Raw genomic sequence first — 23,938 nt, 5'->3', positions numbered from 1 at the left:
GCTAGTTCGAATTCAGCACGTTCAGGCACTGGCCCGGCAGTTGCGCCATGGTTACCGGCCCGCGTGGGGTGGGCGGCGGCGCATTGGGGTCGCGCGGCTGCGGCGGTGGCGGGTTCAGAATGTTGTTCACCCACTGTTGCGCGTCGGCACAGCCGTCACCGGCAGGCGGTGGGGCCTGATCCTCGCAGCCCACAGCCCCACGCGGACAGTTCAGCCGCACGTGGAAATGGTAGTGGTGCCCGTACCAGGGCCGGATCTTGTTGAGCCAGCTGCGGTCGCCGGTGGCGTTGTTACACATCGCGACCTTTGCACCGGGAAAGACGAAGATGCGGGCGACCCGGGGATCGGAAGCGGCGGCGCGCAGGATCGCCTCGTGCTGCGGGGTCCAGCTGCTGTTGGTGAAAGCCCCGCTGGCCCGGCGCATGGAGATCGAGGAGATATTCTCGCGCTCCGTCGCCGTCAGGTTCAGCCGGTCGGGCGGCAGCATCCAGATATCGGCGTCGAGGCCGACCTGATGGCTGGCGTGGCCGGTCAGCATCGGTCCGCCGCGCGGCTGGCTGAGATCACCGACATAAAGCCCGGCCCAGCCCGGCTGTGTGGCGGCGAAGCGGCTGAGGTCCTGCACGAAGTCGATCAGCGCCGGCTGGCCCCAGTTGCGGTTGCGCGACAGCCGCATGGCCTGCCATGTCGGTCCAGTTTCCGGCAGTTGCACGGCCCCGGCCTGACAACCGCGCGAATAGAAGCCGAGCGGCGCGGGCGACTGTGCGGACGGTGTCGGGGTATGGCCGAACAGGTCCTTCGCCACGCGCGTGTCGTTGGGATTGCCCTGCGTCGACACGGATGCTTGCGTCACGGGGGCGTCCTCGCCACCACAGGCGGCAAGGGTGGCACAGAGGGTCAGGGCCAGAATACTGCGGATCATACTGCGCGATCTCCGTCTTTGTTGACCCACGATAGCAAGATCAGGCCAAGAATAAAGAGGAAGATCACCGGCAGGAAGCCAAGTTGCACGTTGCCGGTCCAAGCCGTGAAGACCCCGATGAAGAACGGCGCGAGGAATGCGGTCGCCTTGCCCGACAGCGCAAAGAGGCCGAATGCCTCGGTCGGGCGGTCGGGGTCGGTGTGGCGCACCATGAGCGAGCGGGACGCGGCATAAAGCGCGCCGCCCGCCCCGCCGATGATCGTGCCGCAGGTAAAGAAGATGATGTCGGGCAGCGGCGATCCTTCCGGCAGCGGCACGCCGAAGACCTGCTCGCGCGACATGCCGACGATGATGACGCAGACCAGCAGCAACAGCATGATACAGAAGATGATGACCGGCTTCGGCCCCCAGCGCGCGTCGCAGCGCCCGCCGACATAGGTAAACACCGCCGCCGCGATCACGCTGATGATCCCGAAGGGACCCAGCCTGTCCAGCCCCCAGTCCAGCACCAGCGCCGCATAGACACCGCCGAAGGCATAGAGCGCGTTCAGCCCGTCGCGGTAGAACATGGAGGCCAGCAGGAACGGCCCGATGCTTTTGCGGCGGAACAAGGATACGATGGTGTCCCGCAGGTCACCCAGAACGCGCGACATGCGCGGGGCGGGCGCGCCGGTCGACGGGTCGTCCTTGACCCACAAAAAGAACGGAATGATGAAGATCGCGTACCAGACCGCGATGAATGGACCGACCGCACGGGTGCCCTCGGCCTGCTCGGGATCGAGGCCGAACACCGGCGTCAGCCCGACGATGGTTTTGCCGCCCTCGCCGAATTCGGCAAAGAACACCAGCATGATGACCAGCGACAGCAATCCGCCCCAATAGCCGAAGGACGCGCCGGAGCCTGAGATCCGCCCGACCTCCTCCTCGCCGCCCAGCGACGGCAGGTAGGCGTTGATGAAGTTCAGCGCGGATTCCGCGGCGACGAAGCCGACGTAGAAGATCACCAGATAGAACATCAGCGACGCCGAATCCGGTGTCAGCCACCACAGCGACCAGGCCGCGACGACATAGATGACGGAAAAGAAAGCGATCCACGGCCGCTTGCGCCCGGTGGTATCGGCGAAAGCGCCCAGAAAGGGTGCCGTCAGCGCGATGAACAGCCCGGCGACGGTCTGCCCGAAGGCCCAGGTGCTTTGCGCTTGCGCACGCGCGGCGGGATCGTCCAGACCCTGCGCCAGAAAGAAGGTGGTCGCCACGACGGCGAAATAGGGGCCGAAGATAAAAGTCAGGCCCAGCGTGTAATATGGCTGGCTCGCCCAGTCGAAGGCCATCCAGCCCCAGATACGTTGCTTTGCGGTGATCGCCATGCCTGTCCCCTTTGTCCCCGCGAGGATAAGACACCGAGGCGCGCAAAAATGGCAAGCAAAGGATTTGTGACGCTAGGTGCTTTCGTCGGGCAGTTCAGGGGGCCAGGGGCGCGTCGCATCGGCGTCGATCCAGTTCTGCGCCCAGTCGGGCAAGACCGGACGGTCACCCTCGTAGCCGATATGGTCGAACAGGCGACGCGGCCGCACGATCCCATTCTTGTCGGTGATGGCGGACCGGTAGAGCGCCTGAGCGGCGCATTCTTCGCCGATCCAGATCGATTGGTCGAGATAGAAAAACTTGTCGTCCCAGCCCACCGCTCGGCTGACCATCCTGAATTTCACGAAGGGCCGGATCCGCTTGCGATAGCGCACTGAGACTCCCGCCATCGTCAGGCCCCAGCGGTTTTCCTTCAGCGCCTTCAGCAACCCGACCCGACGCGCCAGAATCGTGCGGCCCAGATCCAGGATCGTCAGGATGCGCCCGTTGTTCATCTCGACGAAGACATCCAGATCCTGCGGCCAGCAGCGATGATAGGATACATGCACCCCCAGCACCGGCAGATCACCGGCCTTGCGGTGCAGGACAAATTCCTTGGCCATGCGGATGAACGGAAACATGAGCGGCTCCTTGTCGGTCACCTTCGCATCTAGCAAGGTTGACGTGAACGTCAACTTTAACCTCGCGGCAAGCGGCGCACTTGCCCTGCAGGGTGCAACCGCCTAGATGAACCCCGGTTCAACCGGAAAGGCCGTGCCCATGCAATCGCTGTTCCAAATCCTGATGTTGCTTCTGGACATCGCGCGGGTCTTCATCTTCGCCCATTTCATCATGAGCTGGTTGATCAGCTTTCAGGTCCTCAACGTGCGCCAGCCACTTGTCGCGCAGATCTGGTACGGGTTGCAGAGATTGCTCGATCCGATCTATCGGCCGATCCGCAACGTTCTGCCGCAAATGGGAGGGATCGACCTGTCGCCCATCGTTGCGCTGATCGGGATCGAGATCATCCGCATCGTGCTGTGGAACAATCAGGCGCTGTTCTACTGACCACCGCGCGCCCCGGTTAACAATTCGTAAATCGGTTTCGCATGCGAAACATCGCTTGGCGTAAATGCGGCCTTGCCGGTCGCAGGTGGCCTTCCTTTCGCGGTGCGGGCATCGTTATGATGTGCCAACAGCACTGCGAGGATTCCCATGGCCGACGTCACATTCACGCTTGATGGCAAGACCGTTACCGCCGCTCCCGGTCAGACGATCTGGGAAGTGGCGCATGGGCGGGGCCTCGTCATTCCGCATCTCTGCCACAAGCCGCAGCCCGGTTACCGGTCCGACGGCAACTGCCGCGCCTGTATGGTCGCGGTGGAGGGAGAGCGGAACCTGATCGCATCCTGTATCCGCGAACCCTCCGAAGGCATGGTCGTCACCACCGATCAACCACGCGAGGTGCAGGCCCGCAAGATGGTGGTCGAACTGCTGATGGCCGACCAGCCGGACCTTGAGGTCGCGCACGACAGATCATCGCATCTGCGGGATATGGCCAATAAGCAGGGCGTCACCGAAAGCCGCTTTCCGACGTTGCGCAAGGAAACGATCCCGCTGCTCGACGACAGCCATATCGCGATGTCGGTCAACATGGATGCCTGCATTCAGTGCGGCTTGTGCGTGCGCGCCTGCCGCGAGGTGCAGGTCAACGATGTGATCGGCATGGCGGGGCGTGGCCACAACACCTATCCGGTTTTTGATTTTGACGACCCCATGGGCGACAGCACCTGCGTGGCCTGCGGCGAATGCGTGCAGGCCTGCCCGACAGGCGCGCTGATGCCCGCGACCGTGACCGACAAAAATCAGGTCGGCGACAGCGCGGACTTTGATCGCGAGGTGAAATCCGTCTGCCCGTTCTGCGGCGTGGGGTGTCAGGTGTCGCTGAAGGTCAAGGACAACAAGGTCAAATACGTGGACGGCATCAACGGCCCCGCGAACGAGGGGCGGCTGTGCGTCAAGGGGCGGTTCGGATTCGACTATATCCACCACAACCACCGCTTGACGAAACCGCTGATCCGAAAGGAAGGCGCGCCCAAGGGCCTGAACGTCGACCCCGGCAACTGGCAGGACACCTTCCGCGAGGCGACGTGGGACGAGGCGCTGGATTTCGCGGCGAAGGGCATGAAAGACGCGGGTGGTTCCAAGGTCGCCGGTTTCGGGTCCGCCAAGTGCACCAACGAAGAGGCGTATCTGTTCCAGAAACTGATCCGTCAGGGCTTCGGCCACAACAACGTCGACCACTGCACGCGGCTGTGCCACGCGTCTTCGGTCGCGGCCTTGCTGGAAAACGTCGGCTCCGGAGCCGTCACCGCGACGTTCAACGAGATCGAGAACGCCGACGTCGCCATCGTGATCGGTGCGAACCCGGTGGAAAACCATCCTGTCGCCGCGACATATTTCAAGCAGTTCACCAAGCGTGGCGGCAAGCTGATCGTGATGGACCCGCGCGGCGTGGGCCTGCGGCGGTTCGCGTCGCACATGCTGCAATTCCGCCCCGGTGCGGATGTGTCGATGCTGAACGCGATCATGCATGTGATCGTGGAAGAAGAGCTGTACGACCGCCAGTATATCGAGGCCTACACCGAGAACTGGGAGGCGGAGAAAGAGCACCTCAAGGAATTCTCGCCCGAGAAAATGTCCGGTATTTGCGGGATCGAACCGGACGTCCTGCGTGACGTTGCCCGCACCTTTGCCGGCGCGAAATCAGCGATGATTTTCTGGGGTATGGGCATCAGCCAGCATATTCACGGCACCGACAATTCCCGCTGCCTGATCTCGCTTGCGCTGATGACCGGGCAGGTGGGCCGCCCCGGCACCGGGCTGCATCCGCTGCGCGGGCAGAACAACGTGCAGGGCGCGTCTGATGCCGGTCTGATCCCGATGTTCCTGCCCGATTATCAGGCCGTGGGCGACGACGGTGTGCGGTCGAAGTTTCAGGACGTCTGGGACGACGCGGGCGTGAACCCGAAAAAGGGTCTGACCGTAACGGAAATTCTGGATGCGGTGCACGACGGTGACATCACTTCGATGTATATTCTGGGTGAAAACCCCGCGATGTCCGACCCCGATGTGGAACACGCCCGCGACGCGCTGGCGAAGCTGGACCATCTTGTGGTGCAGGACATCTTTATCACGGAAACGGCGAACTTTGCCGATGTGATCCTGCCCGCCTCGGCGTTCGCGGAGAAAACGGGGACCGTCACCAACACCAACCGGCAAGTGCAGATGGGCCGTCCCGCGGTGCCGCCGCCGGGCGACGCGAAAGAGGACTGGTGGATCGAGGTGGAACTGGCAAAACGGCTGGGCCTTGGCTGGACCTACACCCATCCGTCGGAAGTGTTCACCGAGATGACGCAGGTGATGAAGTCTCTCAACAACATCACGTGGGACCGGCTGGAGGCGCAGAACGTCGTGACCTACCCGTCGCTGTCGCCCGAGGACCCCGGCCAGCCGATCGTCTTCCAGGACGGTTTCCCGCGCGAAGGGGGCCGTGCGAAATTCACGCCTGCCAGCGTGATCGCGCCGGACGAAACGCCGGATGCGGACTATCCGATGATCCTGACCACGGGGCGGCAGCTGGAACACTGGCACACCGGGTCGATGACCCGCCGATCCAAGGTGCTGGACGCGGTGGAGCCGGAAGCGAACTGTTCGCTGCATCCGTCGACGCTGCGCAAGCTGGGTGTGGCGCCGGGCGGCATGTTGCGCTTGACCACGCGACGCGGTTCGATCACGATCATGGCACGGGCGGATCGTGCGATCGCACCTGATATGGTATTTTTACCTTTTGCCTATGTCGAGGCGGCTGCGAACATCCTGACGAATCCCGCAGTCGATCCCTACGGCAAGATACCGGAGTTCAAATTTTCAGCAGTTCGCGTTGAAAACGCGGAAAGCACCATCGCGGCGCAGTGATCTAAGCAGCGTTGCGGCGTATTCAAGATAGGTTCCATCAATATTCTCGCTTTTTGTTGGAACCATTTTCAATTTATATTAAGATCTTGTTTTTGTTATATTTTTTACAAGCGTAAGTTAGCCGATGTGCGCAATTTGATACGGTCAATTCGGTCTGCGTTTTCCCCCTAAACCTATCCGTGAGTCAGGCGTAATACCACAGACAACGCAGCGATGGTGCTGCGCCATTGAGAAACGGACAAAACGATGAAAAACACAACTTTGATCATGTCTGCTGCTCTGGCATCGCTTATCGCAGGCGCTGCTGCCGCACAGACCACAACCTTCACCAACCAGGACGCATCCGTCGACGCCGTCGAGGATCTGGAAGAGCAGATCGCCGAGGATCGCACCCGCGACATCCCCCGTTTCGGCAACGAGGGACGCACAGTCGGCACCTATGGTTCGGTTGCGATGCGCGCATCGTCCACCAGCAACGACGGTGACACGAACGCCGACGTCGGCGTCGGCCTGCGTTACGGCAGCTACGACGGCGTCAATGGTTTCGACGTGACCGCCAGCTTCAAGTATGGCCAGACCAACGGCACAGAGACCGAGAACCAGCTTCTTGCCGGTGTCGACTATCGTCGTGACTTCACGCCTTCGCTGTTCGGCTTTGCCAAGGCAGAACTGTCGTTCGACCGCCTGACCACCACAGTGGGTGAGTTCGAGCAGGACATCTTCGTCGGTGCCGGTGTCGGTTACCGTATCTACAACACAAACGACCTGCAGTGGTCGATCCAAGCTGGCCCAGGTTACCGGGTTGCCGACGTGTTCGGTGGCGAGCAGATCAACGAAGCTGCTGCTTCGGTATCCAACAACATCTTCTACAGCCTGTCGGACACGGCCTATATCACCAACGACACCGACGTGATCTACTCTGACTTCGCGACGACCGTGACGAACGAACTGGCAGTCAACGTTGCGCTGACCGACACCCTGTCGCTGCGCACCAGCTATGCCACGAAGTACAACAACGAAACCGACAACGATTTCTCGGATGCCGAGAACACATTCGGTGCGTCGGTCGTCTACAACTTCTAAGACGATATCCTGATCCGCGGATTGCATTCCCAAGGGTCTAGACGGACGGGCAGCTTTGGCGACAAAGCTGCCCGTTTTGCGTTTAACGCGTTGATTTCAAGTGTGAACTATTAAATGAACGAGCGTTCAAAAAAATCCGTTGACGCATCGGTCGTTCCGGCCACACAATAGGTCTGCAAGCTGGACCGCGGGGAGGCGATTCAGGGCGGTCGGCCACAGTGCCGATATGGGAGGGTCAGACCATGGTGATGTCGCGGGACAGCGCGAAATCCGTGCCGGAACTGCTGGCGGTGAACGTCGCGCAGTTCGGGGCGAAACCCGCCTATCGTGAAAAGGAATTCGGGATCTGGCAGAGCTGGACCTGGGCGGAGGCCGCGGACGAAATCGACGCACTGGCGCTGGGTTTTTTGAAGCTGGGCGCGGCACCGGGCGATCACATCGCCATCGTCGGGCGGAACCGTCCGGCGCTGTACTGGGCAATGGTCGCGGCGCAGAAATGCGGCTGTGTGCCGGTGCCGCTCTATCAGGATGCGGCGGCGGAAGAGGTCGCCTATGCGATGGATCACTGTGGCGCGCGGTTCGCCGTTGTCGGTGATCAGGAGCAGGTCGACAAGATCGAGGACGTGCGCGACACGCTGACAGCGCTGGAGCATGTGATCTATCTGGATGGGCGGGGCCTGCGCAAATACGACCACGCCGCGATGTCGTCCTACGCCGATGTGCAAAAGGCCGGTCGCGATGCCGGATTGCAGGATGAATTGAAGGCGCGCACCGATGCGCTGACCTACGACAGCACCTGCGTGATGCTTTATACCTCGGGCACGACCGGGCGGCCCAAGGGGGTCGTGCTGTCGAACCGCAACGTGATCGAGACCTCGAAGAATTCCTCCGCCTTCGACAAGCTGAAACCCGGGGACGAGGTGCTGGCCTATCTGCCGATGGCCTGGGTGGGCGATTTCATCTTTTCCATCGGGCAGGCGATGTGGACAGGGTTCTGCGTGAATTGCCCGGAGAGCGAGCACACGATGCACACCGATCTGCGCGAGATCGGGCCGACATATTATTTCGCGCCGCCCCGCGTGTTCGAAACCCAGCTGACGCAGGTGATGATCCGCATGGAGGATGCGGGCCAGATCAAGAAATGGATGTTCGACCGGGCGATGGCGCTGGCCAAGCGTGTGGGGCCTGCACGGCTGGACGGGAAGCCCGTAAGCGGCATGGACAAACTGAAATACAAATTGGCCGACTGGTTCGTGATCGGACCGCTGAAGAATACCCTTGGTTTGAGCCGGGTGCGCGTGGGCTACACTGCGGGAGAGGCGATCGGGCCGGAGATTTTCGATTTCTATCGGGCGCTGGGGATCAACCTCAAGCAACTCTATGGCCAGACGGAAGCGACGGTGTTCATCACCCAGCAGCCGGATGGCGAGGTGCGTTCGGATACCGTCGGTGTGCCGTCACCGGGGGTTGAGTTGAAGATCGCGGAGAACGGCGAAGTGTTCTATCGCAGCCCCGGCGTGTTCGAGAAATACTACAAGAACGATGAAAGCACCGCGTCGACCAAGGATGCGGAGGGCTGGGTCGCCACGGGTGACGCCGGGTTCATCGAAGAGGGCAGCGGTCACCTGCGGATCATCGACCGCGCCAAGGACGTGGGCAAGATGGCGGACGGATCGCTGTTCGCGCCGAAATACGTCGAGAACAAGCTAAAGTTCTATCCCAACATCCTTGAGGCGGTGGTGTTTGGTGCCGACCGCGACCGCTGTGTCGCGTTCATCAACATCGACCTGACGGCGGTGGGCAACTGGGCGGAGCGCAACAACATCGCTTACTCCTCCTATCAGGAACTGTCGCAGCACCCGCGTGTGCTGGAGATGATTCAGGATCACGTGTCGGAGGTGAACACATCCGTCGCGGCCGACGAGATGCTGGCGGGGTGTCAGGTGCACCGGTTCCTTGTGCTTCACAAGGAGCTGGACGCGGATGATGGCGAGATGACGCGGACGCGCAAGGTGCGCCGCAAGATCGTGGGCGAGAAATTCGACGATCTGGTGCAGGCGCTCTACAGCGATGCGTCGGAAATCTACACCGAAACCGAAGTGACATATGAGGACGGCCGCAAGGGCAAGATCAAGGCGACGCTGGATATCCGTGATGCGGATGTCGTGCCTGTCGAGACGAAGACGCTCGATGAAGTTGTGGAGGCCGCGGAATGACGGGGCAGGCGCGCGTGCGCGGCACGACGCCTTGCCCGGGGCTCCGCCCGTTTCGTCTTGAGTGCGTCCACTGGACGCCCTTCGGGACAGACGAAACCCCGCCGTCCCATAGTGCCTCCGGCGGGAGTATTTTGGGCAAGGTAATGAGGGCCGCATGAAAGATACCGTGGAGCCTTATGTGACCGAGGACGGGCGCAAGATCGGCGGTGTGCTGATGGATATGCGCGGGATCACGCTGCGGTTCGGCGGGGTGGAGGCGATCAAGGATATTTCCTTCGATATCCGAGAGGGCGAGATCCGTGCCATCATCGGGCCGAACGGCGCGGGCAAATCGTCGATGCTGAACGTCATTTCCGGGTTCTACAACCCGCAGGAGGGCGAGGTCTGGTTTCGCGGCGAGAAGCGCCCGCCGATGAAGCCCTATCAGGTGGCGCGGTTGGGCATCGCGCGGACGTTTCAGAACATCGCCCTGTTTGAAGGGATGTCGGTGCTCGACAACGTGATGACCGGGCGGTTGGGCCACATGAAGGCTGGGATGCTGAGCCAGATGATCTGGAAGGGCAAGGCCGAGCGCGAGGAGACCGAAAATCGCGCGGCGGTGGAGCGGGTGATCGACTTTCTGGAAATCCAGGCGATCCGCAAGACGCCGGTGTCGCGGCTGCCCTATGGTCTGAAGAAGCGGGTGGAACTGGCGCGCGCGCTGGCGGCGGAGCCGAAACTGTTGCTGCTGGACGAGCCGATGGCGGGGATGAACGTCGAGGAGAAAGAGGACATGAGCCGCTTTATCCTGGATGTGAACGACGAGTTCGGCACCACCATCGCGCTGATCGAACACGATATGGGCGTGGTCATGGATATCTCCGACCGCGTGGTCGTGATGGACTACGGACGCAAGATCGGTGATGGCACGCCGTCGGAGGTGCGCGGCAATCAGGAAGTGATCGACGCATACTTGGGGGTGGCACATGACTGATCGCGCCTGGGAAACGTTTATGGCGCGGGTCTTGGCGCCGATGGAAGACGGTGGCACGCCTGATGTCGCTGATCTGCCGCTGGCGAAAGGCGCTGCGTATCCGTTGCTCGATATCGAAACGGCCTATCAGGCGGGCGATGGTCTGCTTGTGCTGCGTCAGCGCGAGGCGCGTGACGGCATGATCTATTTTAGTGGCACGGTTGTGGTGCCGGGTGAGGGCGCAGTCGCGCTTGAACCGGGGCGTGTCTGGGCGAGAGAGGCTGTGCGGCAGGGACGATATCGCCGCAGCGGGCGCGCGCGCGGTGGTCGTGTCGCCGTGCAATCGACCGGCTGGCGGGTGCCGACGCTCGAAATCTACATCAACCCCCAGAGCGGGAACGACTCAGCGACGCTGGTCGGATGGGAAACCGACGTGGTTCATGACGATCCTGCACTGGCGACGGTGCGCCGCGAAATGACGGAGAGCGCGCATGTCCGCTGATTTTCTTTACGGTATAGAAGTCATCATCAACGGCCTGATGGCGGGCGTGCTTTATGCGCTGGTGGCGCTGGGGTTCGTGCTGATCTTCAAGGCATCGGGCATCTTCAATTACGCCCAGGGTGTGATGGCGCTGTTCGCCGCGCTGACGCTGGTGGGCATCATGGAGGGGCAGGTGCCCTTCGCGCATCTGATCAACGCGATTTTCGGCACCGAGGTTCACCACTTCGGGTGGGAGGTCCCCGCGTTGCTCGCGATTGCATTCACGCTGCTTGTAATGGTCGCGTTCGCGTGGATGGTGCAGCAATTCGTGTTCCGGCATCTGGTCGGGCAGGAGCCGATCATCCTGTTCATGGCGACCATCGGGCTGGCCTACTTCCTGGAAGGGGTGGGCGATCTGATGTGGGGGTCCGACATCAAAACGCTGGCGCTGGGACTGCCGCAGGGCGGATCGCTTTGGGTGGAGGAGATGACCAACGGGTTGGGTGGCGACGACTTCTACGGCTTCTTCCTCGACAAGCTGGACATGGTGGCGACGGTCGTGGCCATCGTGCTGGTCGCCGCACTGATCGCGTTCGCGCAATACACCAAGCAGGGCCGCGCCATGCGGGCGGTGGCGGACGACCATCAGGCGGCCTTGTCCGTGGGGATTTCGCTGAACTTCATCTGGGTGCTGGTGTGGTCGCTGGCGGGCCTCGTTGCACTGGTGGCCGGTGTGATGTGGGGGGCCAAATCGGGCGTGCAGTTTTCGCTGTCGCTGATCGCGCTGAAGGCGTTGCCGGTGCTGATGCTGGGTGGCTTTACGTCGATCCCCGGTGCCATCGTCGGCGGGTTGATCATCGGCGTGGGCGAAAAGCTGTTCGAGTATCTGATCGGCCCGATGGTCGGCGGGGCGACGGAAAACTGGTTCGCCTATGTGCTGGCGCTGCTGTTCCTGGTGTTCCGTCCGCAGGGCCTGTTCGGGGAGAAGATCATTGAGAGGGTCTGATGCGCTATCTTCCCGTTATTCTTGTTGGTTCGGGAGCCATGATGTTGCTCTTGCCGCTGTGCGTCGTGCTTTGGCGGGTCATCGAGCGGCTGACCGCACCGGAGTATCACGATACCTACTACGTCGTGGCACATTTCGCGCCGCTGCTCGTTTATCTCTGCGCAGCTTTGACCCTGATCGCTGCAGGTCTGTGGCTGCGACACCGCAGGAAGGTGCAGTAGGATGACGTGGCTTTCTGCGGATAACCTGATTGCCCTCGTGCAATGGAGCCTCATCGCGATTGGCGTGATGCTCATGATTGTGACATTGATGCTGATGAACAGCGCACCGATCAGCCAGCAATTTGTTTATACATACCCCGATGGTCAGGTTGTGACTGCTATACCGACGGATGCGCCGGCTGCACCTGACACCGCCGACACCATGATTGGCCTATTGTTTGGTTTCGGTATGGGTTTCTTTTTTATCGGCATGGGTGCGGCATTGTTTTGCCTGCGCCGGATCGGCGGGTTCCTGGGAGATCTTGCAAGTGAATTGCGCGATGCGAAACGGAGTGACGCCTGATGTTTTACCGCGAAGCAGGTGATTTCAAGACGTCATACGCCGAGGACAGCCAGACCTTTCCGATCAGGTTCGACCGGTGGCGATTCTGGGCGGTGCTGGCGGTGGCCTATCTGGTGATTCCGTTCGTCATCAACGATTACTGGGCGTCGTCGTTGCTGGTGCCATTCTTGATCTATGCGATTGCGGCGATCGGGCTGAATATCCTGACGGGGTATTGCGGGCAGGTGAGCCTGGGTACCGGCGGGTTCATGGCCGTGGGGGCCTATGCCTGCTACAAGCTGATGACGTCGTTTCCGGATGTGAGCATCGTGATCCATGTGATCCTGGCCGGTGGTATCACGGCGGCGGTGGGGGCGGCGTTCGGCCTGCCGTCCTTGCGGATCAAGGGGTTCTATCTGGCGGTGGCGACGCTGGCGGCGCAGTTCTTCCTCGTCTGGCTGTTCAACAAGGTGGCGTGGTTCTACAACTACTCGGCCTCGGGCCAGATCAACGCGCCGGAGCGGTTCGTTTTCGGGCAGGCGGTGACGGGGCCGAATACCGAAGCCTGGGCACAGTATATGATCTGTCTGGTCTTCGTGACCGTTTGTGCGCTGATCGCGCGGAACCTGACACGCGGGTCGGTGGGGCGCAAATGGATGGCGATCCGCGACATGGACATCGCGGCGGAGATCATCGGCGTGAACCCGCTGCGCGCGAAGCTGAGCGCCTTTGCGGTGTCGTCGTTCTTTATCGGCATCTCCGGCGCGCTGTTCTTCGCGGTATATCTGGGTGCGGTGGAAGTGGGCGAGGCGTTCGGCATCCAGAAATCGTTTCTGGTGCTGTTCATGATCATCATCGGGGGGCTCGGGTCGATCTTCGGTAGCTTTGCCGGGGCCGCGTTCCTTGTGCTCTTGCCCGTGGCGCTTAAGGTGCTGGGTGTGGACGTGCTGGGCTGGCCCACCGATCTGGTGGCGCATCTGCAGCTTGTCATCGTCGGCGCGCTGATCATGTTTTTCCTGATCAAGGAGCCGCACGGGCTGGCGCAGCTGTGGCGACTGGCGAAAGAGAAATTGCGGCTTTGGCCGTTTCCGTATTGAGGCGGGACAACCCGCCCTGACGCCGGGCACATCCGGCACGCGATTATCGGTAACACCAATGGGAGGAAAATTCCGATGAAGATGAAGACACTTGCAGCCATGGCCCTTGCGGGCACGGTGGCGGCGGGACCGGCACTGGCCGATCTTGTCATCCCCGACCTGAGCTATCGCACCGGCCCCTATGCGGCGGGCGGCACACCGTTTTCTGACGGGTATCAGGACTATTTCGCCCTGCTGAACGCCCGTGACGGCGGGATCGGCGGCGAGGAGGTCCGGATCATCGAATGCGAGACCGGCTACAACACCGAGAAGGGTGTGGAATGCTACGAGTCCACCAAGGGTGAAGGCGCGCTGATCTATCAACCGCTGTCCACCGGTATCACCTATCAGCTGATCCCCAAGGCAACGGCCGACCAGATCCCTATTCACACGATGGGCTATGGCCGGACGTCTGCCGCGAACGGCGAGGTGTTCAACTGGGTGTTCAACTACCCCGCCAACTACTGGGATGCGGCCTCTGTCGCCGTGAACTACCTGCTGGACGAGAACGGCGGGTCGCTGGACGGCAAGACCATCGCGCTGGTCTATCACAACTCTGCCTACGGCAAGGAACCGATCCGCACGCTGGAAGAACTGTCGGCGATGCACGGGTTCGACCTGACGCAGATTGCCGTCGACCACCCCGGTCAGGAACAGAAATCGCAGTGGCTGCAAATTCGCCGCGAACGTCCTGACTACGTCCTGATGTGGGGCTGGGGCGTGATGAACCAGGTTGCCGTGCAGGAAGCCGCCAATATCGGGTTCCCGATGGAGAACTTCATCGGCAACTGGTGGGCCGGTGCCGAACATGACGTGGGCCCCGCGGGTGACGCGGCCAACGGCTACAAGTCCCTGAACATGAACCCGATCAAGGACTATCCTGTTCTAAGCGAGATTCAGGAAATGGTCGTCGATGCCGGCAATGCCGCAGGTGACGGGTCCAACGTGGGATCGGTGCTTTATGTGCGGGGCATGTATGCCGCGATGCTGGCCGCCGAGGCCATCGCCAAGGCGCAAGAAATCCACGGCGTGTCCGATGTGACCGCCGCGATGGTGCGTGACGGCATGGAGGCACTGGAAATCACCGAGGCGCGCATGGCCGAACTGGGCATGGAAGGCATCGGGCCGGAATTCGCGGTGTCCTGTCAGGACCACGGCGGTTCTGGCTTGGGCATCGTGCAGCAGTGGAATGCGTCGACCGGCACATTCGATCCGCTGACCGATTTCATCGCACCCGATGATTCTGTGATCGCACCGCTGGTGGAAGAGGATTCCATGGCGTTTGCCGCGGAAAACAACATCGAACCGGGCTGCCTGTAAGCCCTGTGTCGGGCGGCCCCTGCGGGCCGCCCGATTCTTTGAGTATTTTTTGGCAAGATAATACGAAGGTTGCCCCATGCTAGATGATGCTGCGCAGACCGAGACCCTGCTCGAGGTCAACAATATCGAGGTGATCTACAATCACGTGATCCTCGTGTTGAAAGGCGTGTCGCTGACCGTGCCGAAGGGCGGGATCACGGCACTTCTTGGCGGCAACGGTGCGGGCAAGACCACGACGCTGAAAGCGATTTCCAACCTGCTGCATTCGGAACGGGGCGAGGTGACCAAAGGGTCGATCTTTTATCGCGGGGAGCGGGTGCAGGATTCGTCTCCATCCGATCTGGTGAAACGCGGTGTCATTCAGGTCATGGAAGGCCGGCACTGCTTCGAACACCTGACCATCGAGGAAAACCTGATGACGGGGGCATATACCCGGACGCAGGGGGCCAAGGCCGTCGCGGCGGACCTTGAACTGGTTTACGACTATTTCCCGCGCCTGCGCGAGCGGCGCAAGAGCCAGGCGGGCTATACCTCCGGCGGTGAGCAGCAGATGTGTGCCATCGGGCGCGCACTGATGTCGCGGCCTGAGACGATTTTGCTGGACGAGCCTTCGATGGGGCTGGCCCCGCAGTTGGTCGAAGAGATTTTTACCATCGTGAAGAATCTGAACGAAAAGGAGGGTGTGTCCTTCCTGCTGGCTGAGCAGAATACAAACGTCGCGCTGCGGTTCGCGCATCACGGCTATATCCTGGAGAGCGGGCGCGTGGTGATGGAAGGTCCGGCCAAGGAGTTGCGCGAGAACCCGGACGTTAAGGAATTTTATCTGGGTATGTCCGACGAGGGCCGCAAATCGTTCCGCGATGTGCGCAGCTACCGGCGGCGCAAGCGCTGGCTGGCCTGATGGCCTATGACTACGACGGACTTTATGCGCAGGAACGGCACGCGCTGGGTGCGCCGACGCAGGTATTCGTCGATTACTTCGCCGATCTGACGCCGCCTTTGCGGGTGCTGGACGTGGGCTGCGGGCAGGGGCGCGACGCCCTGTTTATCGCGCGGGCCGGACATGAGGTCGTCGCCGTCGATTTGTCGGCGGCGGGGATCGCCGATCTTGAGAAGGACGCGCGGGCGGAGGGATTGCCGATCACCGCGATCGTTGCGGATGTATGCGACTATCGGCCTGAGGGCCTCTTTGACGTGATCCTGATCGACCGCACGTTGCATATGCTGGCGCCCGACGATCAGGCGATGGTCTTGCCGCGGTTGCTGGCCCACGCCGCAGCACGGGCGCATCTGCTGATCGCGGACGAGACATCCAACATGCAGCGGTTTCGGGACGTGCTCACGGGCGACGCCGCGGACTGGCGTATCACGCGGGACGCGAAAGGATGCCTCTTCGCCCGGCGCGGCTGATACGCCTGTGATATTGAATAGCAACGCATACATCCCCCAGCGTCGGCCTGTCAGGTTCGCCAGTGTGGGGGTGGAACTGACGGGAGACTGCGCATGACCACTTTCTACAGCGATCTGGAGACCCGGAGCCAGGCGGATCGGGAGACTGCCCAGCTATCGGAACTGTTAGAGCAGATCAGGAGGGTGGAAGCACAGCCGCAGTCTTGCCTGACAGGTGGCGACCGGGTCAAAACATTGGATGACCTGCGCCACCTGCCAGTGCTGCGTAAATCGGACCTTGTGAAATGGCAGACCGAGAACCCGCCGTTCGGTGGTATGGCCGTGGGTGACATCAGCCATGTGTTCCAGTCGCCCGGTCCGATTTACGAACCCGGTGGCAGCAGCACCGACTGGTGGCGGTTCGCGCGGTTCCTGACCGCTTGCGGGATCGGCAAGGGCGATATCGTCCAGAACTGTTTCGGCTATCACCTCACGCCCGCCGGCACGATGTTCGAGAACGGCGCGCGGGCGGTGGGGGCCGTGGTGCTGCCCGCCGGCACCGGGCAGACCGAGTTGCAGGTACAGGCGGCGGCAGCCATCGGCTGCACGGCCTACGCCGGGACGCCGGATTATCTGAAGGTCATTCTGGAAAAGGCCGACGCGATGGGTGTCGCGCTGAAGTTCAGCAAGGCGGCGGTGTCTGGTGGAGCTTTGTTCCCGCAGTTGCGGCAGCTTTATACGGATCGTGGGATCACCTGCCTACAGGCGTATGCCACCGCCGATCTGGGCAACGTCGCCTATGAGACGATGCCCGGCGAAGGGCTGGTGGTCGACGAGGGTGTGATCGTCGAGATCGTCACACCCGGCACCGGCGATCCCGTGCCGGAGGGCGAGGTGGGCGAAGTCGTCGTCACTTCGCTGAATCCGGACTATCCGCTGATCCGCTTTGCTACCGGTGATCTGAGTGCTGTGCTGCCGGGGCAAAGTCCCTGCGGGCGAACCAACATGCGTATCAAGGGCTGGATGGGCCGCGCCGATCAGACAACCAAGATCAAGGGGATGTTCGTGCGGCCGGAGCAGGTCGCCACTTTGGTCGCGCATATCGACGGGGCAACCCGCGCGCGCGTGATCGCGGATCGTGACGGCGACAGCGACACGATGGCGGTGCAGGTCGAGGGCACCGGGCTGGATGCAGACGCGATTGCTGCCGCCGTCAAGGACGTGCTGAAACTGAAAGGGACGGTGACGTGTTGTGACCCCGATACATTGCCGCGCGATGGAATCGTGATCGAGGACCGTCGCACCTACGAAACCTGAAAGCCGGAGACCGCCATGCGCCTGATGACCCTGACCCTGACCCTGATGCTGACGGCGGCCACGCCGTTGCTTGCCGATGACGCCGCGCTGATGATCGGCAACACGCGATATGAGGCGCTGGATCAGGTGGTAGGTGCGGACGGGTTGCGTTCAGGGGCGGAGGCGTTCGGGGCTGTTGGATTCACCGTTCAGTCCGCCAGCAATGCCGACGGTGCGCAGATGCGCGACGCCATTCAGGCGTTCGTTCCCACGATCGGCGCGAATGACCGGATTATCGTGGCGCTGGCGGGGCATTTCGCGACGGACGGTGGGCGCAGTTGGTTCCTGCCCGTCGATACGGAGCTGCCGTCGTTCTTTGCGATGGACGGAGCGGTGTCGGTGGAAAGCATCCTAAGGCTGATGGGCGGATCGCCCGGCCGCGCGGTGCTGGCGCTGGGCGTCGATACGGCCGAGGACGATGCCTATGACCGGTTTCTGCGCGAGGGCGTCGGCACGCTGGACATTCCGCAGGGGGTGACTGTCGTGCTGGGGGACCCCGGCGACATTCGCGATTTCGTGACCGATGCGGTACAGCCGGGCGCGGATATTGCGCGGCTGATCGCGGACAGCAGGGGATTGTCGGGCGCGGGCTTCCTGCCGCTGCAACTTGCGTTCGTGCCCGCCGGGGCGGAAATCGCCACGCCTGACGCGAACCCGGTTGCGATCGATCCCGCCGCGGAACAGGCGTTGTGGGATGGCGCGCGGGCGCTGGACACGGTCGAGGCCTATCGCAACTATCTGGCCCGCTATCCCGGGGGGCGGTTCGTGGCAGACGCGGAGGCGCTGATCGCGGAAATCGAGAACGAGCCGAACCGCGCGGCGCGGCTGGCCGAAGAGGCGCTGGACCTGAGCCGTGACGACCGGCGGGACGTGCAGCGTGATCTGACGCTACTGAATTTCGACCCGCGCGGGATCGACGGCATTTTCGGCCCCGGCACGCGGAGTGCGGTCCAGAACTGGCAGCAGCAGAACGGTTATCCGCAGACGACCTATCTGACGCGCGAGCAGATCAACCGGCTGGATGCGCAGGCCGCACGCCGGTCGGCAGAGCTTGAGGCCGAGGCCGAACGCGCACGACAGGAGCGTCTGCGGCTGGATCAGGCCTATTGGGATGAAACCGGGGCGCAGGGCGACGAACCGGGGTTGCGCGCCTATCTTGAGCGCTACCCCGACGGAACCTATGCGTCACAGGCGCAGGAGTTGCTGCGCGCGATCGAAGACGAAAAGCGGGCGGCAGCGGAAGGGGAGGATCGCGCCGGATGGGAAATCGCGGCGGCACGCGACACGGTAGCCGCCTATCAGACCTATCTGCGAGCATTTCCGCAAGGTGCGCTGGCCGCCGAGGCGCGCGCGCGGATAGCGGCCCTTCAAGCCCCCGCCCAGGCCGCTGCCGCGGGAGAGGACCGGCTGGAAGCGGCGTTGGGCCTGAACGCGATTACGCTGCGGTTGATCGAGGCACGGCTGTCGCAGATCGGGCTGGAGCCGGGCCGGGTGGACGGAACGTTCGACGACCGGACGCGGGCCGCGATCCGGGCGTTCCAGCAGGACAGATCGCTTGATCCGACGGGGTATCTGAACGAGCAGACGGTCGCCCGTCTTCTGGCCGACGGGCTGCAATCGCTGGGCGACTGATGCGGATCATGGCGTTGGGCGATAACGCTGCGCATCGCGCGCAGGCGGCGGCGCTGATGCGTGACTGCTGGCCATCACACTACGGTGACGGCGGTCTTGGGGACGCGGATGATGACGTCGTCCGCCGCGCGAATGGGAACCATCTGCCGCTTGGTGTCGTGGCGATAGGACTGGACGCATCGGTAATCGGAACGGCCGCGCTTGACCGATCGTCGCACGGTGCAGCGCCGGATGAGTATTATTGGCTGAACGGATTATGTGTGGCCGCAGCGTATCGGAAGCAGGGTGTCGCGACCGCACTGGCAGCGGCGGTTTGCGATCTTGCAGCGCGGCGGGGAGCTACCAAGATATATGCGACGACGCGCGATGCCGCGGCGCTGTTGCAACGCGCGGGCTGGCATCCGTTGCGGTGCGTGGATGATGACGAGGGGCCATGGGCCGTCATGTGCAAGATGCTGTCCTGACCATGAATAACCCCGCCCGCAGGTGCGGACGGGGTGATTTTTAGAGATTAAGCTGACGTCAGCGTGCGGGCACATAACGCTCGAACAGGAGTCGTCCGAAGTTCGACGTGTTTTCGTTGATGTCACCGACACCGACGATATAGCTGCCGGTGGACACGCGGGCGGCGACGAGGCTGTTCAGGCTATTGCCATAGTCGTCGTTCTGCGCGACCTCGCGCCCCAGATCGTCATAGACGATGATCCAGGGATCACCGGCGTCGCCTGCAGAAAGCGCCTCGATGATCATCAGACCGGGTTCGTCGATATCGACGCTGAACCAGGTGACCTTGGTCGCGATCTGCGCGTCCTGACGCATACGATTGTCGAGCGTGCCGAGATTTGTGACAGGCACCGAGCCATCGAGCGGCGGTGCCGCCTCGCCCCGGTCATAGAGCGCCGTCAATGCGGCGGCCGGATCGAACTCCGACACGCTGACGGTGATCGGCAGCGAGGTGTCGTTCAGCGCGGTCAGGGCGATACAATAGTCGCCCGCGGCCAGCGGTGTCTGCATGTCGAGCCGTGAGTTCAGCCCGTCGAAATCATCGTTTTCGGAGATATAGTTTTCCGCCCCGTCATAAAGGGTGAGAACCGGATCGGCATTTTCGTTTTCAGCCGTGATGCTCACAGCCATCGGGGCGCTGAGCGTGAACCGGTAGAAACCGTTTTCATCGACGGAGCGGGTATCGCTGTAGCCACCGGCGATGTCTGTATTGCCGCCGATCTGGATACCGTTGGCGCATTCACCGCTTTCGTTGAGCGGCACATCGACAACCGTGTCGGTGGGCGGGTCTGTCGGTGTCACGACAGGATCCGTGCCGCCGACACCCTCGGTCAGCGCCTCGTGGCTGGTCAGACCGATGCGCACGAAGGCGGTCATCGGTGCGCCGTCGTAGCTTTGCATGGCCATGCAGTAGGTGCCGGGGTCCAGCATGGTTTCGCCGCGTGCGGCCCCGTTGCCGCCGCTGTCGTCGTCGGACAGGATGATGTTGCCATTGGCGTCGAGCAGGTCGATGAGCGGATCACCGGCGCCGCGGCCCTCGGCCTCGACCCGGACCTGGGACGGTGCGGAGAGGGTAAAGAGGGACACGTATTCGTTGCCGCCCAGAACCAGCGCCATCTGTTCCTGATAGGTGCCAGCCGTCGCGATGTCGGACGAGGCTTCGTCGCCGCCGATCCACTGGCCGCCGGCCCCGGCCCCGCCGCACAGGTCCTGCGCCATCGCCGGTGCGGCCAGCCCTATCATTGCAGTGGCCAGTGCTGTCGATTTCAGTCCATTAGAAGTCATGAGAAATATCCCCTCACTATTGGTGTCTTGCTTCAAGATTGCATCAGCCTAGTCCGAACGCCGCGCGACTGGCTAGGGCAAAGGTGGCGGAGGTCAGGAATACCCGCCCCGTTGCGTGAAGTCCCTGACCTAAAGGTTGCGCGGTCCTATCGTGCGAAAAACGCGCCCATTTCGGTCGTCAGGGGTGTCGTCGCCATCGAAAACAGGCCAGCGGTGCTTTGCTCGCCTATCGCACCTGCATAGGTTCCGGCGCGGTTCGGGCTGGTATAGGTATTGCTTTGCAACCCGCCGCCTGCCGTCGTGCCGGAAAAGAGACCGGTGCCGTCGATCTGCGCCTGCTGCAGGATCACATCGTTCGATTCATAGAATGTCGCGTTGGGGTCGGTATAAAGCAGGCCGGTTTCGATATCACCGATCCGGCGCTCCGAGATCAGCCCGCTGATCAGATCGTCGGTAAAGTTGATATTCAAGGAGACGTCGCCCGAGACAAAGTTGTTCACCTGGTCGCGGTTGTTGTCCTGCGGCCGGTCGACGACAAGCAGCCCGCGATATTCGCCGGTCATCGTCGCGGCACCGGTTATGGGCAGTTCGGCTGTGGCGGCGCGCCCATATAGGGTCCCCGAAACGCCGTTCGACGTATCGTTCGTCGCGAAGGCAAAGGCAAATACCCCGCCGCCGTTGGCGCGCACGGTGTAGCTGCTTCCCGCGGGGTCGGGTGTCAGGATATTTGGTGTGCCTGTGACGCGCTGGGGGTGGGTTGCGGCGGACGCCAGCGTCAATCCGCGGGACAGGTTGCCGGTTTCGGGGTCATAGGCCAGATTTGCGGCACCGCTGGTCCGGATTTCTGGGCGCACCGTCATGGTTTCGGGTCCGTCGCCTGCGCCGCCACCGCCGCACGCGGCCAGAGTGATGCAGGAGCAGAGCGTGAAGATTGTTCGAATTGAATTGCGCATGGCGACCCCGTGTTTTAATTCACGACATCTTTAGCACAAGACATACCATTCAAATAACGAATTTCGAGAATTGCACTTCTGGCGGTATCACCCGCCGCCATGCTGCGCGGACTCTCCCTTTCCGAGCCACCGCGACAGCGGCGCGGCCGACATGCCGTGCAGCACAATCGACAGCGATACCGTCATCGAGACGCAGGCCAGCAATTCCTCTTCGCCGGGGAAGTCGAATTCATCCATCATGATCAGGGTGAAAAGAATAGACGCCAGACCGCGCGGCCCGAACCAGCCCAGAAACAGCTTGTGGCGCCACGCCATACCGGTGCCGGTCAGAGAAAGGCCGATCGGAACGATGCGCACGACAGTCAGGAACAGAACCGCCAACAAGACCGCGTCCCATGACATATGTGCCAGCCCGGCGGGCAATAGAAGCGCGCCGAACACAAGGAAGGCGAACATGGTGAGGAGTTGGCCGACGCCCTCCATGAACTCGCCGATAAAACGGATGTCGTGACGGTAGGTGTTGCCGAAGACCATGCCGCCGACAAAGGCCGCGATAAAGCCGTTTCCGCCGATGATTTCGGCACTGAGGAACGCCAGAAACGCGACGGCTAGGAACGCAACGCCGCCTGCGGGTTCGGCGATCAGACGCTTGTTCTGTGCCGCACCCATCGCCCGTGCGCCAAGCCAGCCGATGGCGATGCCCGCGACGGGGCCAAGAATGATCTGGACGAGCGCCTGCGTGGCGAGTCCTTCGGTGCTGGCGTCGGTCATGCCCGCTGATGCGAGAATTGCGCCGAACAGTACGAAGGGCAGCACCAGACCGTCGTTCAGCCCGCTTTCGACGTTGATCGTCTGGCGCAGATATTCGGGGACATCGCTGCTGGAAACGACGGTTTGACCCAAAGCCGCATCCGTCGGTGTCAGCACCGCCGCGGTCAGCAGTGCCATCGCCCAGCCGCCCGATGGGCTGATCAGGATGGCGACCAGCGTGCCCAGCGCGATGGTCAATGGCAGGCCGATCAGCAACATGCGGCACGGGATTGCGTAGGCACGCCGCAGCGATTTGACACGAACATGGCTCGCGTCGGAAAAGAGTACGAGGACAAGTGTGATTTCGGCCAGCAGGCGTTTGCCGTTCTCGATCGGGGCCGGCACATCGGGCGATCCGAGCGCGGTCGAGATCAGGAACCCCGCGGCCATGAAAAGCATCGGCAGCGTCAAAAGCGACCTTGCGATGACGTTGGTCAGCACCGAGTAGGCGAAGATGCAGATCAGGATCGCGATCAGGGCCAGATCGTAGGAAAGATGTGACATCGGGGCGTCTGTTCCTGTTGTTGTGCTTTGGCCGCGCTTGCACGATAGCGCCGATCAGGGCGGCTGTCAGCGATGGTGCCGCTGTCGCCGCTCCGGTTCAGGTGATCGCGCAGCAAAAAAGGGCCGCACCGGCGGTGCGACCCTTTCTGAAGTATGCTGCGATGCAGGTCTTAGCCCTGACGGGCCTTGAACCGGCGCTGCGTCTTGTTGATCACATAGACGCGGCCCTTACGGCGCACGACGCGGCAATCGCGATGACGCTGCTTGAGCGAGCGGAGGGAGTTGCGAACTTTCATGTGTTCGGTCCTTCTTGTCGCGGCGCGGCGATGCGCCTTGGGTTGCAGTGACGGGACGTCAGGCGACCCGGTGAAATCATGGTGGACGATACTGGGATCGAACCAGTGACCCCTTCGATGTCAACGAAGTGCTCTACCGCTGAGCTAATCATCCATATTCTTCAACGATTTAACCTGCGCCCCATAACGAAACAGGACGCGGGCGAACCGCGTCAGGTGTGCGGTCTAT

The 23,938-nt window shown here is 62.1% G+C and carries 23 protein-coding genes and 1 tRNA gene; 16 read left to right on the top strand and 8 right to left on the bottom strand.

Annotated elements, in window-relative coordinates:
* Position 1 precedes the first annotated feature (1 nt).
* The 3 genes from mepA to AC04PH_RS00205 all read right to left on the bottom strand — a co-directional run bounded on the left by mepA (position 2) and on the right by AC04PH_RS00205 (position 2,907).
* Positions 2-922, bottom strand: coding sequence for a penicillin-insensitive murein endopeptidase (gene mepA, locus AC04PH_RS00215; RefSeq protein ID WP_483063730.1), 921 nt, complete (start codon positions 920-922; stop codon positions 2-4).
* Positions 919-2,289 carry an MFS transporter gene (locus AC04PH_RS00210; protein ID WP_483063729.1) on the bottom strand — a complete coding sequence of 457 codons (1,371 nt, stop codon included), beginning with the start codon at positions 2,287-2,289 and terminating at the stop codon, positions 919-921. Before AC04PH_RS00210 ends, mepA begins: the two co-directional genes overlap by 4 nt.
* A 72-nt stretch (positions 2,290-2,361) precedes the next feature.
* Positions 2,362-2,907, bottom strand: coding sequence for an acyl-CoA thioesterase (locus tag AC04PH_RS00205; RefSeq protein ID WP_483063728.1), 546 nt, complete (start codon positions 2,905-2,907; stop codon positions 2,362-2,364).
* Positions 2,908-3,046: 139 nt separating this feature from the next.
* On the opposite strand from AC04PH_RS00205, the gene AC04PH_RS00200 reads away from it, so the two are divergent.
* The 16 genes from AC04PH_RS00200 (at position 3,047) to AC04PH_RS00125 (ending at position 19,822) form a co-directional block, all read left to right on the top strand.
* A complete protein-coding gene (locus tag AC04PH_RS00200; protein WP_483063727.1) occupies positions 3,047-3,334 on the top strand; it encodes a YggT family protein in 288 nt (95 codons plus the stop codon).
* A 147-nt stretch (positions 3,335-3,481) separates the two neighbouring features.
* A complete protein-coding gene (gene fdhF / locus AC04PH_RS00195; RefSeq protein ID WP_483063726.1) occupies positions 3,482-6,244 on the top strand; it encodes a formate dehydrogenase subunit alpha in 2,763 nt (920 codons plus the stop codon).
* Positions 6,245-6,490: 246 nt separating this feature from the next.
* A complete protein-coding gene (locus tag AC04PH_RS00190) occupies positions 6,491-7,327 on the top strand; it encodes a DUF481 domain-containing protein (protein ID WP_483063725.1) in 837 nt (278 codons plus the stop codon).
* Between the two features lie 242 nt (positions 7,328-7,569).
* Positions 7,570-9,543 (top strand): AMP-binding protein, encoded by a 1,974-nt coding sequence (locus tag AC04PH_RS00185; RefSeq protein ID WP_483063724.1) that lies wholly within the window; start codon positions 7,570-7,572, stop codon positions 9,541-9,543.
* Positions 9,544-9,697: 154 nt separating this feature from the next.
* Positions 9,698-10,516, top strand: a complete 819-nt coding sequence (locus AC04PH_RS00180; RefSeq protein ID WP_483063723.1) for an ABC transporter ATP-binding protein — start codon at positions 9,698-9,700, stop codon at positions 10,514-10,516.
* Entirely contained in the window at positions 10,509-10,997 is a 489-nt protein-coding gene (locus tag AC04PH_RS00175; protein ID WP_483063722.1) for a hypothetical protein, read from the top strand. The genes AC04PH_RS00180 and AC04PH_RS00175 overlap by 8 nt, the downstream gene beginning before the upstream one ends.
* A complete protein-coding gene (locus tag AC04PH_RS00170) occupies positions 10,987-11,982 on the top strand; it encodes a branched-chain amino acid ABC transporter permease (RefSeq protein ID WP_483063721.1) in 996 nt (331 codons plus the stop codon). The genes AC04PH_RS00175 and AC04PH_RS00170 overlap by 11 nt, the downstream gene beginning before the upstream one ends.
* The gene (locus tag AC04PH_RS00165) at positions 11,982-12,203 is read left to right on the top strand and encodes a hypothetical protein (RefSeq protein WP_483063720.1); all 222 of its coding nucleotides are present in this window, start codon (positions 11,982-11,984) and stop codon (positions 12,201-12,203) included. Before AC04PH_RS00170 ends, AC04PH_RS00165 begins: the two co-directional genes overlap by 1 nt.
* 1 nt (position 12,204) lies before the next feature.
* Entirely contained in the window at positions 12,205-12,546 is a 342-nt protein-coding gene (locus AC04PH_RS00160) for a hypothetical protein (protein WP_483063719.1), read from the top strand.
* Entirely contained in the window at positions 12,546-13,622 is a 1,077-nt protein-coding gene (locus AC04PH_RS00155; protein WP_483063718.1) for a branched-chain amino acid ABC transporter permease, read from the top strand. Before AC04PH_RS00160 ends, AC04PH_RS00155 begins: the two co-directional genes overlap by 1 nt.
* Before the next feature lie 75 nt (positions 13,623-13,697).
* A complete protein-coding gene (locus AC04PH_RS00150; protein WP_483063717.1) occupies positions 13,698-14,981 on the top strand; it encodes an ABC transporter substrate-binding protein in 1,284 nt (427 codons plus the stop codon).
* A gap of 76 nt (positions 14,982-15,057) precedes the next feature.
* On the top strand, positions 15,058-15,882 hold the full coding sequence (locus AC04PH_RS00145; RefSeq protein WP_483063716.1) for an ABC transporter ATP-binding protein: 825 nt from the start codon (positions 15,058-15,060) through the stop codon (positions 15,880-15,882).
* Complete coding sequence (locus AC04PH_RS00140) at positions 15,882-16,391, top strand: class I SAM-dependent methyltransferase (RefSeq protein ID WP_483063715.1); 510 nt, start codon at positions 15,882-15,884, stop codon at positions 16,389-16,391. The genes AC04PH_RS00145 and AC04PH_RS00140 overlap by 1 nt, the downstream gene beginning before the upstream one ends.
* Positions 16,392-16,484: 93 nt before the next feature.
* The gene (locus AC04PH_RS00135; RefSeq protein WP_483063714.1) at positions 16,485-17,687 is read left to right on the top strand and encodes a phenylacetate--CoA ligase family protein; all 1,203 of its coding nucleotides are present in this window, start codon (positions 16,485-16,487) and stop codon (positions 17,685-17,687) included.
* Positions 17,688-17,702: 15 nt separating this feature from the next.
* Positions 17,703-19,358, top strand: coding sequence for a peptidoglycan-binding domain-containing protein (locus AC04PH_RS00130; protein ID WP_483063713.1), 1,656 nt, complete (start codon positions 17,703-17,705; stop codon positions 19,356-19,358).
* 8 nt (positions 19,359-19,366) lie between these two features.
* On the top strand, positions 19,367-19,822 hold the full coding sequence (locus AC04PH_RS00125) for a GNAT family N-acetyltransferase (protein ID WP_483063712.1): 456 nt from the start codon (positions 19,367-19,369) through the stop codon (positions 19,820-19,822).
* A gap of 58 nt (positions 19,823-19,880) precedes the next feature.
* Here AC04PH_RS00125 and AC04PH_RS00120 read toward each other — a convergent pair whose 3' ends face one another.
* From AC04PH_RS00120 to AC04PH_RS00100, 5 genes are all read right to left on the bottom strand, one after another.
* On the bottom strand, positions 19,881-21,146 hold the full coding sequence (locus AC04PH_RS00120) for a DVUA0089 family protein (protein ID WP_483063711.1): 1,266 nt from the start codon (positions 21,144-21,146) through the stop codon (positions 19,881-19,883).
* 146 nt (positions 21,147-21,292) lie between these two features.
* Positions 21,293-22,006 carry a hypothetical protein gene (locus AC04PH_RS00115; protein ID WP_483063710.1) on the bottom strand — a complete coding sequence of 238 codons (714 nt, stop codon included), beginning with the start codon at positions 22,004-22,006 and terminating at the stop codon, positions 21,293-21,295.
* Positions 22,007-22,186: 180 nt separating this feature from the next.
* Positions 22,187-23,413: a cation:proton antiporter gene (locus AC04PH_RS00110; protein WP_483063709.1), complete on the bottom strand. Its 1,227-nt coding sequence runs from the start codon at positions 23,411-23,413 to the stop codon at positions 22,187-22,189.
* A gap of 170 nt (positions 23,414-23,583) precedes the next feature.
* Positions 23,584-23,709: a type B 50S ribosomal protein L36 gene (gene ykgO / locus AC04PH_RS00105; RefSeq protein ID WP_010141322.1), complete on the bottom strand. Its 126-nt coding sequence runs from the start codon at positions 23,707-23,709 to the stop codon at positions 23,584-23,586.
* Positions 23,710-23,788: 79 nt separating this feature from the next.
* Positions 23,789-23,863: transfer RNA gene (locus AC04PH_RS00100), tRNA-Val, on the bottom strand.
* Positions 23,864-23,938 lie beyond the last annotated feature (75 nt).

The organism is Yoonia sp. KMU-150, assembly GCF_056858355.1.
Note: the sequence above shows the minus strand (reverse complement) of the source record. Positions and strands in the feature narration are given on the sequence as shown.

What these genes read in the sequence shown, in the direction of transcription:
- mepA (WP_483063730.1), bottom strand. Translation starts at nt 922, where the DNA reads ATGATCCGCAGTATTCTGGCCCTGACCCTCTGTGCCACCCTTGCCGCC.
- AC04PH_RS00210 (WP_483063729.1), bottom strand. Translation starts at nt 2,289, where the DNA reads ATGGCGATCACCGCAAAGCAACGTATCTGGGGCTGGATGGCCTTCGAC.
- AC04PH_RS00205 (WP_483063728.1), bottom strand. Translation starts at nt 2,907, where the DNA reads ATGTTTCCGTTCATCCGCATGGCCAAGGAATTTGTCCTGCACCGCAAG.
- AC04PH_RS00200 (WP_483063727.1), top strand. Translation starts at nt 3,047, where the DNA reads ATGCAATCGCTGTTCCAAATCCTGATGTTGCTTCTGGACATCGCGCGG.
- fdhF (WP_483063726.1), top strand. Translation starts at nt 3,482, where the DNA reads ATGGCCGACGTCACATTCACGCTTGATGGCAAGACCGTTACCGCCGCT.
- AC04PH_RS00190 (WP_483063725.1), top strand. Translation starts at nt 6,491, where the DNA reads ATGAAAAACACAACTTTGATCATGTCTGCTGCTCTGGCATCGCTTATC.
- AC04PH_RS00185 (WP_483063724.1), top strand. Translation starts at nt 7,570, where the DNA reads ATGGTGATGTCGCGGGACAGCGCGAAATCCGTGCCGGAACTGCTGGCG.
- AC04PH_RS00180 (WP_483063723.1), top strand. Translation starts at nt 9,698, where the DNA reads ATGAAAGATACCGTGGAGCCTTATGTGACCGAGGACGGGCGCAAGATC.
- AC04PH_RS00175 (WP_483063722.1), top strand. Translation starts at nt 10,509, where the DNA reads ATGACTGATCGCGCCTGGGAAACGTTTATGGCGCGGGTCTTGGCGCCG.
- AC04PH_RS00170 (WP_483063721.1), top strand. Translation starts at nt 10,987, where the DNA reads ATGTCCGCTGATTTTCTTTACGGTATAGAAGTCATCATCAACGGCCTG.
- AC04PH_RS00165 (WP_483063720.1), top strand. Translation starts at nt 11,982, where the DNA reads ATGCGCTATCTTCCCGTTATTCTTGTTGGTTCGGGAGCCATGATGTTG.
- AC04PH_RS00160 (WP_483063719.1), top strand. Translation starts at nt 12,205, where the DNA reads ATGACGTGGCTTTCTGCGGATAACCTGATTGCCCTCGTGCAATGGAGC.
- AC04PH_RS00155 (WP_483063718.1), top strand. Translation starts at nt 12,546, where the DNA reads ATGTTTTACCGCGAAGCAGGTGATTTCAAGACGTCATACGCCGAGGAC.
- AC04PH_RS00150 (WP_483063717.1), top strand. Translation starts at nt 13,698, where the DNA reads ATGAAGATGAAGACACTTGCAGCCATGGCCCTTGCGGGCACGGTGGCG.
- AC04PH_RS00145 (WP_483063716.1), top strand. Translation starts at nt 15,058, where the DNA reads ATGCTAGATGATGCTGCGCAGACCGAGACCCTGCTCGAGGTCAACAAT.
- AC04PH_RS00140 (WP_483063715.1), top strand. Translation starts at nt 15,882, where the DNA reads ATGGCCTATGACTACGACGGACTTTATGCGCAGGAACGGCACGCGCTG.
- AC04PH_RS00135 (WP_483063714.1), top strand. Translation starts at nt 16,485, where the DNA reads ATGACCACTTTCTACAGCGATCTGGAGACCCGGAGCCAGGCGGATCGG.
- AC04PH_RS00130 (WP_483063713.1), top strand. Translation starts at nt 17,703, where the DNA reads ATGCGCCTGATGACCCTGACCCTGACCCTGATGCTGACGGCGGCCACG.
- AC04PH_RS00125 (WP_483063712.1), top strand. Translation starts at nt 19,367, where the DNA reads ATGGCGTTGGGCGATAACGCTGCGCATCGCGCGCAGGCGGCGGCGCTG.
- AC04PH_RS00120 (WP_483063711.1), bottom strand. Translation starts at nt 21,146, where the DNA reads ATGACTTCTAATGGACTGAAATCGACAGCACTGGCCACTGCAATGATA.
- AC04PH_RS00115 (WP_483063710.1), bottom strand. Translation starts at nt 22,006, where the DNA reads ATGACGGTGCGCCCAGAAATCCGGACCAGCGGTGCCGCAAATCTGGCC.
- AC04PH_RS00110 (WP_483063709.1), bottom strand. Translation starts at nt 23,413, where the DNA reads ATGTCACATCTTTCCTACGATCTGGCCCTGATCGCGATCCTGATCTGC.
- ykgO (WP_010141322.1), bottom strand. Translation starts at nt 23,709, where the DNA reads ATGAAAGTTCGCAACTCCCTCCGCTCGCTCAAGCAGCGTCATCGCGAT.